This window comes from Pseudomonas sp. NPDC087626 (assembly GCF_044743405.1).
Taxonomy (GTDB): domain Bacteria; phylum Pseudomonadota; class Gammaproteobacteria; order Pseudomonadales; family Pseudomonadaceae; genus Aquipseudomonas.
In genome coordinates, this window is the sequence record NZ_JBIUWJ010000007.1 from 18,346 (window position 1) to 33,402 (window position 15,057).

Below are 15,057 nucleotides of genomic sequence, written 5' to 3' on the forward strand. Positions count from 1 at the left end.
CGGCAGGTCCGCCCCTTTTGGACGGCCCTGCCTGACTCCATCCTACGCGCGAACGGGAACCGGTAACGGTGAAGCCAACAGGCGCTCATCCAGCAGCCCCAGCCCTTCCTGGAAGAGTTGATTGCTGCGGTCGGTATCACCCAGTTGAGCCAACAGCCGCGCCAGCTCGGCACAGGCTTCCGGATTGCGCTGCAGACGCAGGCTGCTCTCCAGATAGTCTCGCGCCTTGCCCCACAGGCTGGTCTGCAGACACAGGCGACCGAGAGTCAGCAACAGGCTCGGATCGTCGGGGTGCTGCTTCAGCCAACCCTCGGCAGTCTGCAACTGGCGCGCCGGATCACTACCGCGCAACAACCCATACAGGCGCGCCAGGTGGCTGTCGTATTGACGTTTGAGGGCTGCCCGCAGGACCTCTTCGGCTTCGACCTCGGCGCCCAGCTGACGCAACTGCTCGGCATAGGCCAGCACCAGTTGTGGTTCCTGGCGTTGGGCCGAAGTCAGTTGCTGCCAGGCGCGATTGAGCGATTGCAAGCCCACGGCCCCACCCTCTTCCTGGCGCGCCGCCAGGGTCAGGTTTTCACCCCAGGCCCGCCGCTCCAGCTCAGCCAGTTCACTGGCCGGCAAGACCTTGTCCTTGCGCAGCTCGGGCAACAGGCGGATCACCGAGGACCAATCGCCACGTTGCTGATGCAGGCGCTGCAATTGGCGCAGCACTTGAACACTGTGGGGATGACGTTCGTGCATGGCCAGCAGCGTGGCCATGGCGCCGTCGGTATCGCCACGGTCGGTCTGCAATTGCGCGTGGCTCAGGGCAATCGCCAACTCGGCCTGGGGCTGGCGCTCCAGGGCGCGCTCCAGCAGGTTGTCGCTTTCTTCATAGCGCCCCAGCTCATTGGCTGCCCGGGCAGCACCCAGGTAGTAGAGCAGCGGCTGGCGCTCGGCTTCGGCGGCCCGCTGCAGGTGGCGTTGGGCGCTCGCCCAGCGGCCTTCGGCGAGATCCAGCTGACCGTGTTCGATCGCCACCTGAACCCGCCGACTGCGGTTGCGGTTCGACCAGGGGTTGACTACACCGCTGGAGACCGCCACCAACTCGACCAGGGCCTTGATCCCCCACAGCACCAGCCAGATCAGCGCGACCAGCAGCAAGGTCGCCCACAGGCTCGACTCATAACGGAAGGTCTTGTAGGCGATCAGTACGTACCCAGAGTGCTGGGCAATCGCCAGCCCCAAAGCGCCAGCGGCGGCGATCACCAGGAACACAATCACATAGAGACGTTTCATGGACTGGTCTCCGGCGTAGCGCCCGCAGCGGCCTTGGCCGCAGGTTTGACCGACTCCTCGGCATTCACGTTACGCCGCTCCAGATAACCCTGGACCGCGCTCAAGGTGGTCGCCAGATCAGGGGTCAGCACCGTGACCGGCTGCTGGCTCAGCTCATTGAGCTGTTCAAGCATCACCTGGCTTTGCGGGTTGTCCTGATTGAAGCTGCCTTTGAGCACATCCCGTGCCTCGGTCAGCGCCTGGCTGTAGACCGGCGCCTGACCGTTGAGCGCGGCCCATTGCGCCTGCTCGATCGCCAGGCTCAAGGCCAGGCGGACTTGGGTCAGGCTCTGGCCGGCAAGCAACGGACGGATGTTTTTGTCGGCATTAAAATCGATGCGGATGTAGCGCGAGACTTGATCCCACCACTGCGCCCAGCGACTGGCCCCATCGCCATCGGCGGTCAGGCCGAGCAGCGAGTCGCCGCGGTCGTGGTACTCGGGCGCCAGTTCGGTGAGCTCTGCCACCTGGTCACGCAAGGCGCCCAGCTTCAGGAACAACCCGGTGCGGTCCGGCTGCTCGGTGCTGCGCAACGCTGCCAGGCTCTTGGCGAGCTGCTCGCGGGCCGCAAAGGCACCGGGATCATTCTGCTCACGAAGGATTTCGTCAGCACCCTGGACCAATGCCCGGGCGCTGCTGATGTCTTGCAGGGCGGATAAACGCAGGCTGGCCAGGCGCAACAAATGTTCGGCCTCAGCCAAACGCCAGTCCTTGCGACTGGCCCCCAGCACGGTTTCCAATCGCTGGTTCAAGCGCTGCTGGTCGCCTTGCAACTGGGTGACCAGGCGCTGCCGGGCGTCCAGTTCGTCGGCGCCCGGCAATTGCTCCAGGCGTGTCGTCAGGCGTTGCTCATTGAGCTTGAGGCCTTGCGCCTGGTCGCTCAGCGCCTGCAATTGCGCCACTTGTTGCTGGGTGTTGGCCTGCAGGCTGCGCATCTGCCAGACGCCCCAGCCGCCAACGGCCACGCCCGCGGCGCCCACCAACAACGCCAGAATCGCCAGCCCGTTACCCCGGCGTGGCTCTGGGCTGTTCACAGTTTCAACCGGCGCCTCGAGCGCGGGCTGGACGTCATCTTTAGGCAAGGCTGTTTCGCTCACGTATCCATCCTTTGCATTAGAGAACGGGTCGGGTTGCTCCCAACGCCGTTAGCAAGGCCGTGGCACTGGCACCACGACAATCCACAACTGTTCGGGCGCCTGCCGCCCGTGCCATCTCGGCGACACGCGGGCTCGGCACAAACAAGGGCAACTGCGCCAACGCCGGCCAGGCATCACCGGCCATTTGGTGCAGGTGCGCAAAACCCTGTCCACTGCTGACCACCAGGCCGTTCAAGCGTTCCGCTTGAATCCGCGCAGGCAAGGCCGCCTCGGCGTACTGCGGCAAGTCGCGACGGTACACCTCCAGGTAATCGACACTAGCACCTTGCTCGCGCAAACGCTCAGCCAGCAGCTCGCGCCCACCCTCGCCGCGCAGGATCAACACGCGCGCGGCGGGCTGCGCGATCGCCTCACGCAACTGCCTGACCTGCAGCAACGCTTCGCTGTCATCGCCCTCCAGCGGAAAGCTGACGTCCAGGCCGTGTGCCTGCAGAACCTGGGCCGTCGCCGCGCCGACGCTGAACCACGATAAGCGTGGTAACGGCGACCAGCGTTGCTCGAGCAGGGCCAGGCCCATTTTGGCCGCCGGTTTGCTGACCACTATCACCGCGCAGTAACGGTCGAAACCGTCGATCACCGCACGCATTGTGTCAGTCAATGCCAGGGGTGCCATTTCCAAAAGCGGCAAGCTGCTGCTGAAAATCCCCTGTTCGGCCAGCAGGCTCGCCAGTGCCGCCGAATCCTCTGCCGGACGCGTCAGCAGCAGGCGCCAGCCGGTCACTCGTGACCTGCCTCACCGTAGACCGCTTTCAGAATGTCATCGGCACCCTGGCGCAGAAGGTCTTCGGCCACTTGCACACCCAAGGCCTCGGCAGCGGCGCGCGGCGCACGGGCCTCGGCACTGAGCAACAGGCCACCGTTCGGATCGCCGACCAGGCCACGCAACCAGAGCTGTTCGCCTTCAAGCACGGCGTAACAGGCGATCGGCACTTGGCAACCACCATTGAGGTGCTTGTTCAGGGCGCGCTCGGCAGTGACCCGGGTAGCAGTGTCCTGGTGATGCAGAGGCGCCAGCAGCGCGTGAATCTCGCTGTCCGCGCTGCGGCATTCAATACCCACGGCGCCCTGGCCACCGGCCGGCAGGCTGTCGTCGACGCTGATCGAGTCGCTGATGCGGTCTTCGAAGCCCAGGCGAATCAGCCCCGCTGCGGCGAGGATGATCGCGTCGTACTCGCCGGCATCCAGCTTGGCCAGGCGCGTGTTGACGTTGCCCCGCAGGAAGCGGATCTGCAGGTCCGGACGACGGGTCAGCAGTTGTGCCTGGCGACGCAGGCTCGAAGTGCCGACCACACTGCCCTGGGGCAACGCGTCGAGGCTGGCGTAGGTGTTGGAGACAAAGGCATCGCGCGGGTCTTCGCGCTCACAGATGCAGAACAGGCCCAGGCCTTCGGGGAAGTCCATGGGCACGTCTTTCATCGAGTGCACGGCAATGTCGGCTTCGTTTTCGAGCAGCGCGGTTTCCAGTTCCTTGACGAACAAGCCCTTGCCACCGATCTTCGACAGGGGCGAATCAAGCAGCTTGTCGCCGCGACTGACCATGGGCACGAGCGTCACGATCAGGCCGGGATGAGCCTGCTCCAGACGAGCTTTGACGTATTCGGCCTGCCACAAGGCCAGGGCACTTTTGCGGGTAGCGATGCGGATTTCGCGAGGGGACATGGATCAATCCGTACTGAATAGATACGGCGGATAATAACAGCTCAGCCAAATTCGCTTTGACTTGTATCAGAAACAGCGCGGCCTCCCTGGCCTCGCTTGCCCGCGAAAAGGCCGCGTAATCGTTGCCCGACACGCTCTACAGCTGTTGCATCATCTTGCGTACACCGGCGACATGGCGCCGGCTGACAATCAGCGCATCGCCGTTGAGGCCTTTGAGAAACAGCTGGAAATGCCCCAGTGGCGTACGTTGCAGACGCTCGATACGCTCGCGGGCCACCAGCGCATTGCGGTGGATGCGCACGAAACGGTCGCCAAATTCGTCTTCGAGGGCCTTGAGGGGTTCATCCAGCAGCACTTCGCCGCCTTCGTGGCGCAAGGTCACGTATTTGTGGTCGGCAATGAAATAGACCACTTGCCCCAGCGGAATCAGCTCGATGCCTTTGCGGGTACGGGCGCTGATATGGCTGCGTGGCCCGCTGCCGCTTTCGGCCGCCGGGCGGGTCAGAGCCGCGAGCTGTACCCGGTTGGGCCGCTCGGCCTTTTTCAGGGCTTCGAGCAGTTGCTCCGAACGCACCGGCTTGACCAGGTAACCCACTGCGCTGGCTTGCAGGGCCTCAATGGCAAATTCATCCTGGGCTGCGCAGAACACCACCGCTGGTGGCGTTTCACGCTCGCACAAGCGGGCAGCGACTTGCAGCCCGTCCAGGCCGGGCATACGGATATCGAGCAGCACGATGTCAGGTTTCAGGCTGTCGATCAGGGTCAACGCCTCATCGCCATTGGTGGCGCTGGGCTCCAGGACACTGTATCCCTCGAGTTCGCCGACCATACGGCTCAGGCGCTCGCGGGCTAGGGGTTCGTCATCAACGATCAGGACATTCATATTGCGCTGGATTCCTGCGTGAGTCTCGCACAAGGATAGCGTAGACAGGTGAAGTGACATCCGTCACCGCGATCCACGCTAAGACTAGCGCGAGCGCCAAAAAGTGCCGCACGTCGGACAGCAATATTTATCGGTGCCGGTGCAGACGCGTTCAAAATCAGTCCTGGCCAGGCATCACCGCAGGGAATGTTGGTAGCCAATATGAACACCCCGCTCGTTGGTTTTCGGCCTGGCGTCTGAGCCCTGCGCGTATCGTTCGCGCGGCTCCTAACGTGCAACTGTAGACGCTCGCCGTGCCAAAAGTGGGCAATTGACAAATATCGTTGCGCATTCGTGGCGGCGACCTCTTGAGTATGGCCCTCCATCAGGAAAAAACGTATCGACCAGCGTCAACGACACGATTGGCAACCCTGTTATTATCCGCCGCAGGTTTTTACGCCATTCTCCTTCAGCCGATCACGAGCGAATTCATGAGCACTGACAAGACCAATCAGTCCTGGGGCGGCCGCTTCAGTGAACCCGTCGACGCCTTCGTCGCCCGCTTCACCGCCTCCGTCACTTTCGACCAGCGCCTGTATCGCCACGACATCATGGGCTCCGTCGCCCACGCCACCATGCTGGCCAAGGTCGGCGTGCTGACCGACGCCGAGCGCGACAGCATCATCGACGGCCTGCGCACCATCCAGGGTGAAATCGAGGCCGGTACCTTCGACTGGCGCATCGACCTCGAAGACGTGCACATGAACATCGAAGCGCGCCTGACCGACCGCATCGGCGTCACCGGCAAGAAGCTGCACACCGGCCGCAGCCGTAACGACCAGGTAGCGACCGATATCCGCCTGTGGCTACGCGACGAGATCGACCTGATCCTGGCTGAAATCACTCGCCTGCAAAAAGGCCTGCTGGAGCAGGCCGAGCGCGAAGCCGAGACCATCATGCCGGGCTTCACGCACCTGCAGACCGCGCAGCCAGTGACCTTCGGACATCACCTGCTGGCCTGGTTCGAAATGCTCAGCCGTGACTACGAGCGCCTGGTCGACTGCCGCAAGCGCACCAACCGCATGCCGTTGGGCAGCGCCGCGCTGGCTGGCACTACCTACCCGATCGACCGCGAGCTGACCGCACAACTGCTGGGCTTCGACGCCGTGGGCGGCAACTCGCTGGACAACGTCTCGGATCGCGACTTCGCCATCGAATTCTGCGCCGCCGCGAGCATCGCCATGATGCACCTGTCGCGCTTCTCCGAAGAACTGGTGCTGTGGACCAGTGCGCAGTTCCAGTTCATCGATCTGCCTGATCGCTTCTGCACCGGCAGCTCGATCATGCCGCAAAAGAAAAACCCCGACGTTCCGGAACTGGTGCGCGGCAAGAGCGGCCGGGTGTTCGGCGCGCTGATGGGCTTGCTGACCCTGATGAAAGGCCAGCCCCTGGCCTACAACAAGGACAACCAGGAAGACAAGGAACCGCTGTTCGACGCTGCCGACACCCTGCGCGACTCGCTGCGGGCCTTCGCCGACATGATCCCGGCGATCAAGCCAAAACACGCCATCATGCGTGAAGCGGCCCTGCGTGGTTTCTCCACCGCAACCGACCTCGCCGACTACCTGGTACGCCGCGGCCTGCCGTTCCGTGACTGCCACGAAATCGTCGGTCACGCCGTGAAGTACGGCGTGGAAAGTGGCAAGGACCTGGCGGAAATGAGCTTGGAGGAGCTGCGCAAGTTCAGCGACCAGATTGAGCAGGACGTATTCGCCGTGTTGACACTGGAAGGTTCGGTCAATGCCCGTAACCACATTGGCGGCACTGCACCGGCTCAGGTGAAGGCGGCGGTGATTCGCGGCCAGGCGCTGTTGGCCAGTCGCTAAATCGCTGGAAGCTTCGCTGGCGACGCCCGCTTGCGGCTCGCCAGCGAAAGCTTCACTTCTTTGAAGCGATCATCGCCAAAAATGCAGGCATCCCCGCCTCTTTGTCGGCATTGATGCGCTGCGCAATCGGCGTTTCCTGCAAGCGCTCCAGCAATGCCCTGGCCGCCGGCAGCTCTGCCAACAGGTCCAGCTCGAACAGTTTTTTCCCCACCGCACAGGCCAGGCTGACGCTGTACAGGAAGTACAGGTCGGCGATGCTCAGGCTGTCACCCGCCACGTAGGGAGCAAACTTGCCGTGCCGCCCCAGGGACGCAATACCCAGCAGCAGCTCGCCCTTGGCTTTTTCCTTGATCGCGTCAGGTACCGGCATGCCAAAAAACGCCTCGGCGAAACACGCGCGGGCCGGCAGTTCGATGTACAACTCGATTTCCTTGGCCAGTGCCAGCACCTGGGCCCGCTCGAACGGCGCCTTGGATAACAGCACAGTACCTCCCTGGGTGTCTTCGAGGTACTGCAGGATCACGCTGGTTTCGTTGATAAATCCCTGTTCGACCCCCAGCACCGGCACTTTGCCGCGCGGGCTGATCGCCAACGCCTCCGGGCTTTGACCGGCATAAAAGGCGACCTCCTCGAATGCCAGGCCCTTCTCCAGCAAGGCGTGTTTGACCATGTTGTAGTAATTGCTGACGGAAAAACCATAAAGCTTGAGCATCACAAAGCCTCCAGGCCGTGCAGGGGGTTGGCAGCGACTGTTATAGATCCTCAGGGGCACTCTCGCCAGCAGCATCACGGCGCTGAATGCAGGTAAACTGCTGGCCTTACCTTGAGGAGCCTGCCATGAGCGAGCTGACCCCCGGCACCAATACGAACGACGACATCGACGACGAAGAGTTCGCCGAGAACACCCTGGTCGAAGCCATCGAAAACCAGATCGCAAGCGACAACCCGCCCGCGGCCAAAGCCACCTTCAACAAACTGACCCTGGTGGGTTACGAGCGCGAGGAAATCCTCAGCCTGATGGCCCACGTGCTGGCGGTGGAAATCGACGCGATCCTCGAAGAAGACCGCGCGTTCGACACCCAGTGGTACGAAGCTGCCCTGCGCGCCCTACCCGAGCTGCCGCCGGAAAAGAAATAAGAATCACCCGGGCGGGCGAAAAGCCCGCAGCCAACACTGGACAGCTCGCCCGAGTGCGTTCACCTTAGGGGCGCTACAGTCATATTCCTAGAAAGTCTGGAGTCCTTATGTCGCTTACCCCTGAGCTGGTTGCCGAACTGGAAATCCTTGCACTCTTCAACCTGGACAGTTCCCAGGAAGGTTTGAAAATTCATCAGACCGCTGCCCCGAAAGCTATTGCTGCCGCACAACGCCTGTTCGAAAAAGAATTGATCGATCAACCCGATGGCGGGTATCTGACCAGCCTGGGGCGTGACGCCGCGCAGAATGTGCAGACTGTACTGACCATCCTGTCCGTCGAAGAAACCGCATAACGACACCGGTATCGCCCACGGGAACCCCTGCATCGGGATTTCCGCGGGCAGACTGTCGCCAACCGATAGATGTTTGGCGCCAGAAATCAACAATCAGCTTAAAAGTCCTGTGCGCGAGGCTGTAGACTGCCCCAGCACCTGAAACTTTCCCACGTTCGTTGACTGCGAGCCGGTTTGAGCTGACATGACCCGCACCCATGAAATCCGCCCCGACCTGGACGAGGGAATCGATCGCAAGGTTCTCAGCCAGTTGCGCGCACGCTTCCTCACGCTCAATAACGGCCGCATGGCCCGGGCCATGGAAGGGTTAACACCGCGCCAGCAAATGGTCCTCAAGCTGCTGCCGCTGTTTTTCCATGTCAATCATCCCCTGTTGCCGGGCTACGTCTCGAGCAGCACCCCCGCCGGCGTGGCGAATTTCGAACCTGATGCCAGCACCCTCGCGGAAGCGCAGCGCCTGACCCGATCCTTTTCCTACAAGGCCCGTCGCGGCAACCCGCCACAGCCGATTCACGGCCTGTTCCTGATGGGCAGCCTCGGCACCCTGGCCCAGGCCGATCAGAGCGATATGGACCTGTGGATCTGCCACGCCCCGGACCTTCGCGCGGACGAACTCGCTGAACTGGGAAAAAAGGCTCAGTTGCTCGAAGCCTGGGCCGCCAGCCAGGGCGCCGAGGCCCATTGCTTCCTGATCGAGCCACAGCGGTTTGTCCGCGGCGAGCGCGATAGCCAGCTCAGCTCCGAAGACTGCGGCACCAGCCAGCACTATCTGCTGCTGGACGAGTTCTATCGCACTGCGATCTGGCTTGCCGGGCGCACGCCAATCTGGTGGCTGGTACCGGTGTATGAAGAGCCCGGCTACGAGCTGTACACCCACACCCTGTTGTCCAAGCGTTTTGTGCGCGCCGAGGAGACCCTCGACCTCGGTCACCTGGCGCACATTCCGCCCGGGGAATTCATCGGCGCCGGGCTCTGGCAACTGTTCAAAGGCATCGAGTCGCCCTACAAGTCGGTGCTCAAGTTGCTGCTGATCGAGGTCTACGCCAGTGAGCATCCGCAGGTCGAATGCCTGAGCCTGCGCTTCAAGCAAGCGGTGTTCGCCAACCGCCTGGAGCTGGACGAACTCGACCCCTACATCATGGTGTACCGCCGTATCGAGCAATACCTCAACGCCCGGGGCGAAACGGAACGCCTGGAGCTGGTGCGACGCGCCTTGTACCTCAAGGTCAACCGCAAGCTCACCGGCACCAGCGCTCAACGCAACAGCCGCTGGCAGAGCCAGCTCCTGCAACGGCTGGCCGAGGAGTGGCGCTGGGACCATCGACAACTGGCATTGCTCGACAGCCGCAGCCAGTGGAAGGTCCGCCAGGTCAGTGCCGAGCGTCGGGCCCTGGTCAACGAGCTCAACTACAGCTATCGCTTCCTCAGCCAGTTTGCCCGCACTGAACGCAGCGTCAGCCTGATCAACAAACGCGACCTCAATGTACTCGGCCGCCGGCTCTATGCGGCCTTCGAACGCAAGGCCGACAAGGTCGAGTTCATCAACCCGGGCATTGCCCCGGACCTGGCCGAAGACACCCTGACGCTGGTGCAGTCGGCCAACAAAAAAGCCCCCGGGCAGACCCATTGGGGGCTGTACAACGGCAGCCTGGGTAACCTGGAGTGGGAACACTTCGCGCCGCTCAAACGCAGCAGCCACCTCCTCGAGTTGCTGACCTGGTGCCACCGAAACGGCGTGATCGACAGCAGTACCCGCCTGGCGCTGCACCCAGGCAACAGCGACCTGAGTGAGTTCGAGCTGTTCAACCTGCTGGGCAGCCTGCAGCAGACCATCGCCCCGCCCCTGGCCAGCGTCGACGAGGAGCAACTGCTGCGTGCCATCGAGCCAGCCGAGGTGCTGATTCTGGTGAACGTGGGCATCGACCCACTCAAGCATCACCGCGACCTGAACATCCTGATGACCACCGAGCGCACCGACTCGCTGAGTTATGCCGGGGTCCGTGAAAACCTGGTACTGACCCTCGACCAGGTCACGCTCAACAGCTGGAATGAAGTGCTGGTCAATCGTCATGACGGGCCCCACGCCCTGCTCGACTGCCTGCGCGATTACCTCAACCACTTGCCCCAAGGCCCCCGGCAGCCGCGCCTGCGGGTCCAGTGCTTCTGCCACAACCGCGCACAGTTCATTGCCCGGCGGGTCGAGGAGATCTTCGACACCGCGCAGCACCTGTTGCTGAGCGACCTCAACCAGCGCTACCTGATCCAGGTCCAGCAGCACTACCACGCGCTGGAGCTGGTACCCGGCCAGGTCCGGCATATGGCCCTGGGCACCCTGCCCGCCCTGCTCGATTACCTGGGCCAGGAACAGACCGCCTACAGCCCGCTGCACCTGGACCCAATGGCCCTGGAAGAACACGACCTGGCGCTGATCCTGCCCATGGGCCAGCCGGGCTGCATTCAAGTGTTCTACCGCGTCGGCGACAGCGGGGCCGAGCTGTATGTGCTGGATGAGTTCAACGCCATGTGGTACCAGCGCCAGCCCTATCACGATGACAACAGCCTGCTGGTGCCCCTGCAGCGGTTCGTGCAGTCGATCCTGTTTCGCCGCGACGCCATGCTGCCCATGGACGCCACGCAGCCACTGCCGCAGCTGGACATCCACTACTACCAGTTACTGCCCGCGGGCACGGGGCGGGCCCGCCGGGTAGAGCCGCAGCCAGCACCGCAGATCCCCGCCGACAGGCCGTTCTATGACGTGCAGGCGATTGTCGGCAAAGCTGCGCCGGGGAAGGTGCAGGTCACCCTGTATTGCAATCAACGGGAGTACAGCGAACTGGAGTACGGCGATCAGTTGTTTGCCGTGGTGGCGCGGGAGATAGTCGGGCGTCGCCGGGAGATGCAGCCCTATCGCTGCTATATCACCGACCTGGATCTGTCAGGGCTGTTGGCTGACAGCCCCGGCTCGAGCAATCTGTACCTGCGCTACAAGGCAGACCTGGAGCGCGCTTTGAACAAGGCGCTCGAACAGGTTTGAAGCCTTCTCAGAGGGAGAAATCGCCGCCATTGGCTGGCTGGTTCTCGACTTCGAGCAGGGTCAGCTTCAGGGTCTTGCCACCCGGTGCTGGCCAGTCGATGTGCTGGCCAACCTTCAGGCCCAGCAGTGCACTGCCGACCGGCGCAAGAATGGAAATCTTGCCTTCATCGGCATTCGCGTCCTTGGGGTAGACCAGGGTCAGATGATAGTCCTTGCCGCCGCTTTCTTCACGGCAATGAACACGCGAGTTCATGGTTACGACATCGGCAGGCACCTCATCGTGACCGACCAGAGTATCGGCGCGATCCAGTTCGGTTTGCAGCGCGATCACGCCCGGCAGCGTGTCATCCAGGCTGTCGATCAGGCGCTCCAGACGTTGTACGTCCAGACGGGTAAGAGTGATGGAAGGTACGGTCATGATTCAGGCAGACTCCTTTCTTCTGCACGAAAAAAGCAAAACCCCGCCATAAAACAGGCGGGGTTTTCACGCGCCTCGATGGGTTGAGGCGTAACCGGACACTATCACAGCTCAAAAAATATACAAGCCGGTCGCGGCAGGTGGCGCCTACCGAGCGACGTGGGCGCGGCGATTGTGCGCCTGGGCGCAAATCACCCGGCGTCGTTCATCGTCCGCCGAACGCCATTCACGAATATCTTCGACATGGCGGAAACAGCCCTTGCAGACTTTTTCCTCATCCAGCCGGCAGACATTGGTGCAGGGCGATGGCACGGCCGGGCTGACATTGCTGTACAGCGGCTTGGGCGCACGAACGGGGGCAGGTTCGGTCACGCTGTCAGAGACCTTCGAAGTCGAGCTCGGCATCGGCTTGCTGCTTGACGATGCGCTCGAGCATTTCGCCCAGTTGCTCTTCGCTCTTGTCACACATCCAGCGCTCGCTTTCTTCGTCGTAGTCGAAGTGGAACCCGCCGGACACCGCTGCCAGCCACAACTGGCGCAGTGGCTCCTGGCGGCTGAAGATCAACTGGCTGCCGCTTTCGAACTTGACGGTCAGGACCCCAGCCGAACTTTCCAGATCAACATCCAGGCCGCTGTCGTCGAAAATATCTTCCAGTGTCTGCTGGGTGGCATCGACCAGGTCGTGGAAACGGGCTTCAGTCAAACTCATTGCGGCAACCTCAAAAAGTGTCTACTTACGCTCAAGCGCCGCAAGATACGGACGCGCCCCGGCGATTGCAAAGGATACCGACCAAGCACCGGGCAAGGTGGACCAATAACCGCCTGCCATTGTCTGCTCGATCGCAAGCCACGGGCAAAGGCCCGCCGGACGGGTGGCCCGTCGCATAGGCAAGCTGCCGGGTGGCCGGTATACTCCGGCGCAATTAACGCATTCTCAAGGATTTCGCCATGAAGCGCCTGATCTCTTCCCTTGCTGCGCTCGCTTCGCTCGTCGCTTTTACCTGCCTGTTATCGGCCTGCGGTCAAAAAGGCCCGCTGTACCTGCCCGATGACAGCAAGCCTGCAGATGAACAGGCCAAATCGTCGCAGTCCAAAGCGCACGAACACAGCAACAGCAACAGCACCTACTAAGGGAACATCATGGACGCTTTTAACTACCGTGACGGTGAGCTGTTCGCGGAAGGTGTTGCCTTGTCCGCCATCGCCGAGCGCTTTGGCACCCCCACCTATGTCTACTCCCGTGCGCACATCGAAGCCCAGTACCTGGCGTATGCCGATGCCCTGGCTGGCACCCCGCACCTGGTCTGCTTCGCGGTCAAGGCCAACTCCAACCTGGGCGTACTGAATGTCCTGGCGCGCCTGGGCGCCGGTTTTGACATCGTCTCCCGTGGCGAGCTGGAACGGGTCCTGGCTGCAGGCGGTGCGGCCGACAAGATCGTATTCTCCGGCGTGGGCAAGACCCGCGACGACATGCGCCGCGCCCTGGAAGTCGGCGTGCACTGCTTCAACGTCGAGTCCACCGACGAGCTGGAGCGCCTGCAAGTGGTGGCCGCCGAGTTGGGTGTGCGTGCACCGATCTCGCTGCGCGTGAACCCGGACGTCGATGCCGGCACCCACCCGTACATCTCCACCGGCCTCAAAGAAAACAAGTTCGGCATCGCCATCGCCGACGCCGAAGACGTCTATGTGCGCGCCGCCCAACTGCCGAACCTGGAAGTGGTCGGCGTCGATTGCCACATCGGTTCGCAACTGACCACCCTGCCCCCCTTCATTGATGCCCTCGACCGCCTGCTGGCGCTGATCGACCGCCTCAGCGATTGCGGAATCTACCTGCGCCACATCGACTTGGGTGGCGGCCTGGGTGTGCGTTATCGCGATGAGGAGCCACCGCTGGCTGCCGACTACATCAAGGCCGTGCGCGAACGTATCGACGGTCGCGACCTGGCGCTGGTGTTCGAGCCGGGCCGCTTCATCGTCGCCAACGCCGGCGTGCTGCTGACCCAGGTCGAGTACCTCAAGCACACCGAACACAAGGATTTCGCCATCGTCGACGCGGCCATGAACGACCTGATCCGCCCGGCGCTGTATCAGGCCTGGATGGACGTCACGGCCGTGCGCCCACGCGACACTGCGGCACGCGCCTACGACATCGTCGGCCCGATCTGCGAAACCGGTGACTTCCTGGCCAAGGATCGTCAACTGGCGCTGGAAGAAGGCGACTTGCTGGCCGTGCATTCGGCCGGTGCCTACGGGTTTGTCATGAGCTCCAACTACAACACCCGCGGCCGTTGCGCCGAAGTGCTGGTGGACGGTGATCAGGCATTCGAAGTGCGTCGCCGCGAGACGGTAGCCGAGTTGTTTGCTGGCGAAAGCCTGCTGCCGGAGTAAACCCATGCTGCTGCGTTTTACCAAGATGCACGGCCTGGGCAACGACTTCATGGTCCTCGACCTGGTCAGCCAGCACGCGCACATTCTGCCCAAGCACGCCAAGCAATGGGGTGACCGCCACACCGGTGTCGGCTTCGACCAATTGTTGATTGTCGAAGCACCGAGCAACCCGGAGGTGGATTTCCGTTACCGGATCTTCAACTCCGACGGTTCCGAAGTGGAGCAATGCGGCAATGGCGCGCGCTGCTTCGCCCGCTTTGTGCTGGACAAGCGCCTGACGGCCAAGCGCCAGATCCGCGTCGAGACCAAGAGCGGCATAATCGAACTCGATATTCGCAATGACGGTCAGATCAGCGTCAACATGGGGGCACCACGCCTGGTACCAGCGGACATTCCGTTCCAGGCCGACGCGCAAGCCAACAGCTACCCGGTCGAGGTCGACGGCCAGACCGTCGAGTTGGCCGCGGTGTCCATGGGCAACCCGCACGCTGTGCTGCGCGTGAACGACATCAACAACGCGCCGGTGCATGCACTGGGGCCGAAGATCGAACATCACCCGCGCTTTCCGGCACGGGTCAACGTCGGTTTCCTCCAGGTCATCGACCGCAATCGTGCGCAGTTGCGCGTTTGGGAGCGGGGCGCCGGGGAAACCCAGGCCTGCGGTACCGGCGCCTGTGCCGCTGCAGTGGCCGCGATCAGCCAGGGGTGGATGGATTCGCCGCTATTGATCGACCTGCCCGGCGGGCGCTTGTCCATTGAATGGGCAGGTCCTGGCCAACCGGTGATGATGACCGGTCCGGCAGTACGCGTATACGAAGGACAAGTGCGTCTTTGAGTGAGCTA

16 protein-coding genes are annotated in these 15,057 nt (G+C 62.5%); 7 read left to right on the top strand and 9 right to left on the bottom strand.

The genetic code is table 11. From position 1 onward, the window contains the following. Positions 1–42: 42 nt before the first annotated feature. From ACIOVD_RS07870 to ACIOVD_RS07890, 5 genes are all read right to left on the bottom strand, one after another. Positions 43–1,281: a heme biosynthesis protein HemY gene (locus ACIOVD_RS07870; protein ID WP_095164791.1), complete on the bottom strand. Its 1,239-nt coding sequence runs from the start codon at positions 1,279–1,281 to the stop codon at positions 43–45. Then, a complete protein-coding gene (locus tag ACIOVD_RS07875) occupies positions 1,278–2,417 on the bottom strand; it encodes a uroporphyrinogen-III C-methyltransferase (RefSeq protein ID WP_401127026.1) in 1,140 nt (379 codons plus the stop codon). Before ACIOVD_RS07875 ends, ACIOVD_RS07870 begins: the two co-directional genes overlap by 4 nt. A gap of 16 nt (positions 2,418–2,433) precedes the next feature. Next, positions 2,434–3,198, bottom strand: coding sequence for a uroporphyrinogen-III synthase (locus ACIOVD_RS07880; protein WP_095164795.1), 765 nt, complete (start codon positions 3,196–3,198; stop codon positions 2,434–2,436). Then, on the bottom strand, positions 3,195–4,136 hold the full coding sequence (gene hemC / locus ACIOVD_RS07885) for a hydroxymethylbilane synthase (RefSeq protein WP_159998546.1): 942 nt from the start codon (positions 4,134–4,136) through the stop codon (positions 3,195–3,197). The genes ACIOVD_RS07880 and hemC overlap by 4 nt, the downstream gene beginning before the upstream one ends. A gap of 136 nt (positions 4,137–4,272) precedes the next feature. Next, on the bottom strand, positions 4,273–5,019 hold the full coding sequence (locus ACIOVD_RS07890) for a LytTR family DNA-binding domain-containing protein (protein WP_095164799.1): 747 nt from the start codon (positions 5,017–5,019) through the stop codon (positions 4,273–4,275). Positions 5,020–5,489: 470 nt separating this feature from the next. Here ACIOVD_RS07890 and argH point away from each other — a divergent pair, with 470 nt between their 5' ends. Further along, positions 5,490–6,884, top strand: a complete 1,395-nt coding sequence (gene argH, locus ACIOVD_RS07895; protein WP_095164800.1) for an argininosuccinate lyase — start codon at positions 5,490–5,492, stop codon at positions 6,882–6,884. A 52-nt stretch (positions 6,885–6,936) separates the two neighbouring features. Here the strand turns inward: argH and ACIOVD_RS07900 are convergent, their stop codons facing one another. After that, positions 6,937–7,596 carry a glutathione S-transferase gene (locus ACIOVD_RS07900; RefSeq protein ID WP_401127029.1) on the bottom strand — a complete coding sequence of 220 codons (660 nt, stop codon included), beginning with the start codon at positions 7,594–7,596 and terminating at the stop codon, positions 6,937–6,939. A gap of 125 nt (positions 7,597–7,721) precedes the next feature. Here ACIOVD_RS07900 and ACIOVD_RS07905 point away from each other — a divergent pair, with 125 nt between their 5' ends. The 3 genes from ACIOVD_RS07905 (at position 7,722) to ACIOVD_RS07915 (ending at position 11,408) form a co-directional block, all read left to right on the top strand. Then, positions 7,722–8,021, top strand: coding sequence for a hypothetical protein (locus ACIOVD_RS07905; protein WP_095164803.1), 300 nt, complete (start codon positions 7,722–7,724; stop codon positions 8,019–8,021). A 107-nt stretch (positions 8,022–8,128) separates the two neighbouring features. Continuing rightward, positions 8,129–8,374 carry a TIGR02647 family protein gene (locus tag ACIOVD_RS07910; RefSeq protein ID WP_095164804.1) on the top strand — a complete coding sequence of 82 codons (246 nt, stop codon included), beginning with the start codon at positions 8,129–8,131 and terminating at the stop codon, positions 8,372–8,374. Between the two features lie 184 nt (positions 8,375–8,558). Continuing rightward, positions 8,559–11,408 carry a class I adenylate cyclase gene (locus ACIOVD_RS07915; protein ID WP_401127032.1) on the top strand — a complete coding sequence of 950 codons (2,850 nt, stop codon included), beginning with the start codon at positions 8,559–8,561 and terminating at the stop codon, positions 11,406–11,408. Positions 11,409–11,415: 7 nt separating this feature from the next. Here the strand turns inward: ACIOVD_RS07915 and rnk are convergent, their stop codons facing one another. The 3 genes from rnk to cyaY all read right to left on the bottom strand — a co-directional run bounded on the left by rnk (position 11,416) and on the right by cyaY (position 12,535). Further along, positions 11,416–11,826 carry a nucleoside diphosphate kinase regulator gene (gene rnk, locus ACIOVD_RS07920; RefSeq protein ID WP_095164808.1) on the bottom strand — a complete coding sequence of 137 codons (411 nt, stop codon included), beginning with the start codon at positions 11,824–11,826 and terminating at the stop codon, positions 11,416–11,418. A gap of 147 nt (positions 11,827–11,973) precedes the next feature. Beyond that, positions 11,974–12,198: a DUF1289 domain-containing protein gene (locus tag ACIOVD_RS07925; RefSeq protein ID WP_095164809.1), complete on the bottom strand. Its 225-nt coding sequence runs from the start codon at positions 12,196–12,198 to the stop codon at positions 11,974–11,976. A 4-nt stretch (positions 12,199–12,202) separates the two neighbouring features. After that, the gene (gene cyaY, locus ACIOVD_RS07930) at positions 12,203–12,535 is read right to left on the bottom strand and encodes an iron donor protein CyaY (RefSeq protein WP_095164811.1); all 333 of its coding nucleotides are present in this window, start codon (positions 12,533–12,535) and stop codon (positions 12,203–12,205) included. Positions 12,536–12,774: 239 nt separating this feature from the next. On the opposite strand from cyaY, the gene ACIOVD_RS07935 reads away from it, so the two are divergent. From ACIOVD_RS07935 to dapF, 3 genes are read left to right on the top strand one after another with little or no spacing between them, the layout of a single operon-like run. Beyond that, complete coding sequence (locus tag ACIOVD_RS07935; RefSeq protein WP_095164813.1) at positions 12,775–12,957, top strand: lipoprotein; 183 nt, start codon at positions 12,775–12,777, stop codon at positions 12,955–12,957. 9 nt (positions 12,958–12,966) lie between these two features. Beyond that, positions 12,967–14,214, top strand: coding sequence for a diaminopimelate decarboxylase (lysA, locus tag ACIOVD_RS07940; RefSeq protein ID WP_095164815.1), 1,248 nt, complete (start codon positions 12,967–12,969; stop codon positions 14,212–14,214). 4 nt (positions 14,215–14,218) lie between these two features. After that, entirely contained in the window at positions 14,219–15,049 is an 831-nt protein-coding gene (dapF, locus tag ACIOVD_RS07945; RefSeq protein ID WP_095164817.1) for a diaminopimelate epimerase, read from the top strand. The last annotated feature ends 8 nt before the right edge of the window (positions 15,050–15,057 follow it).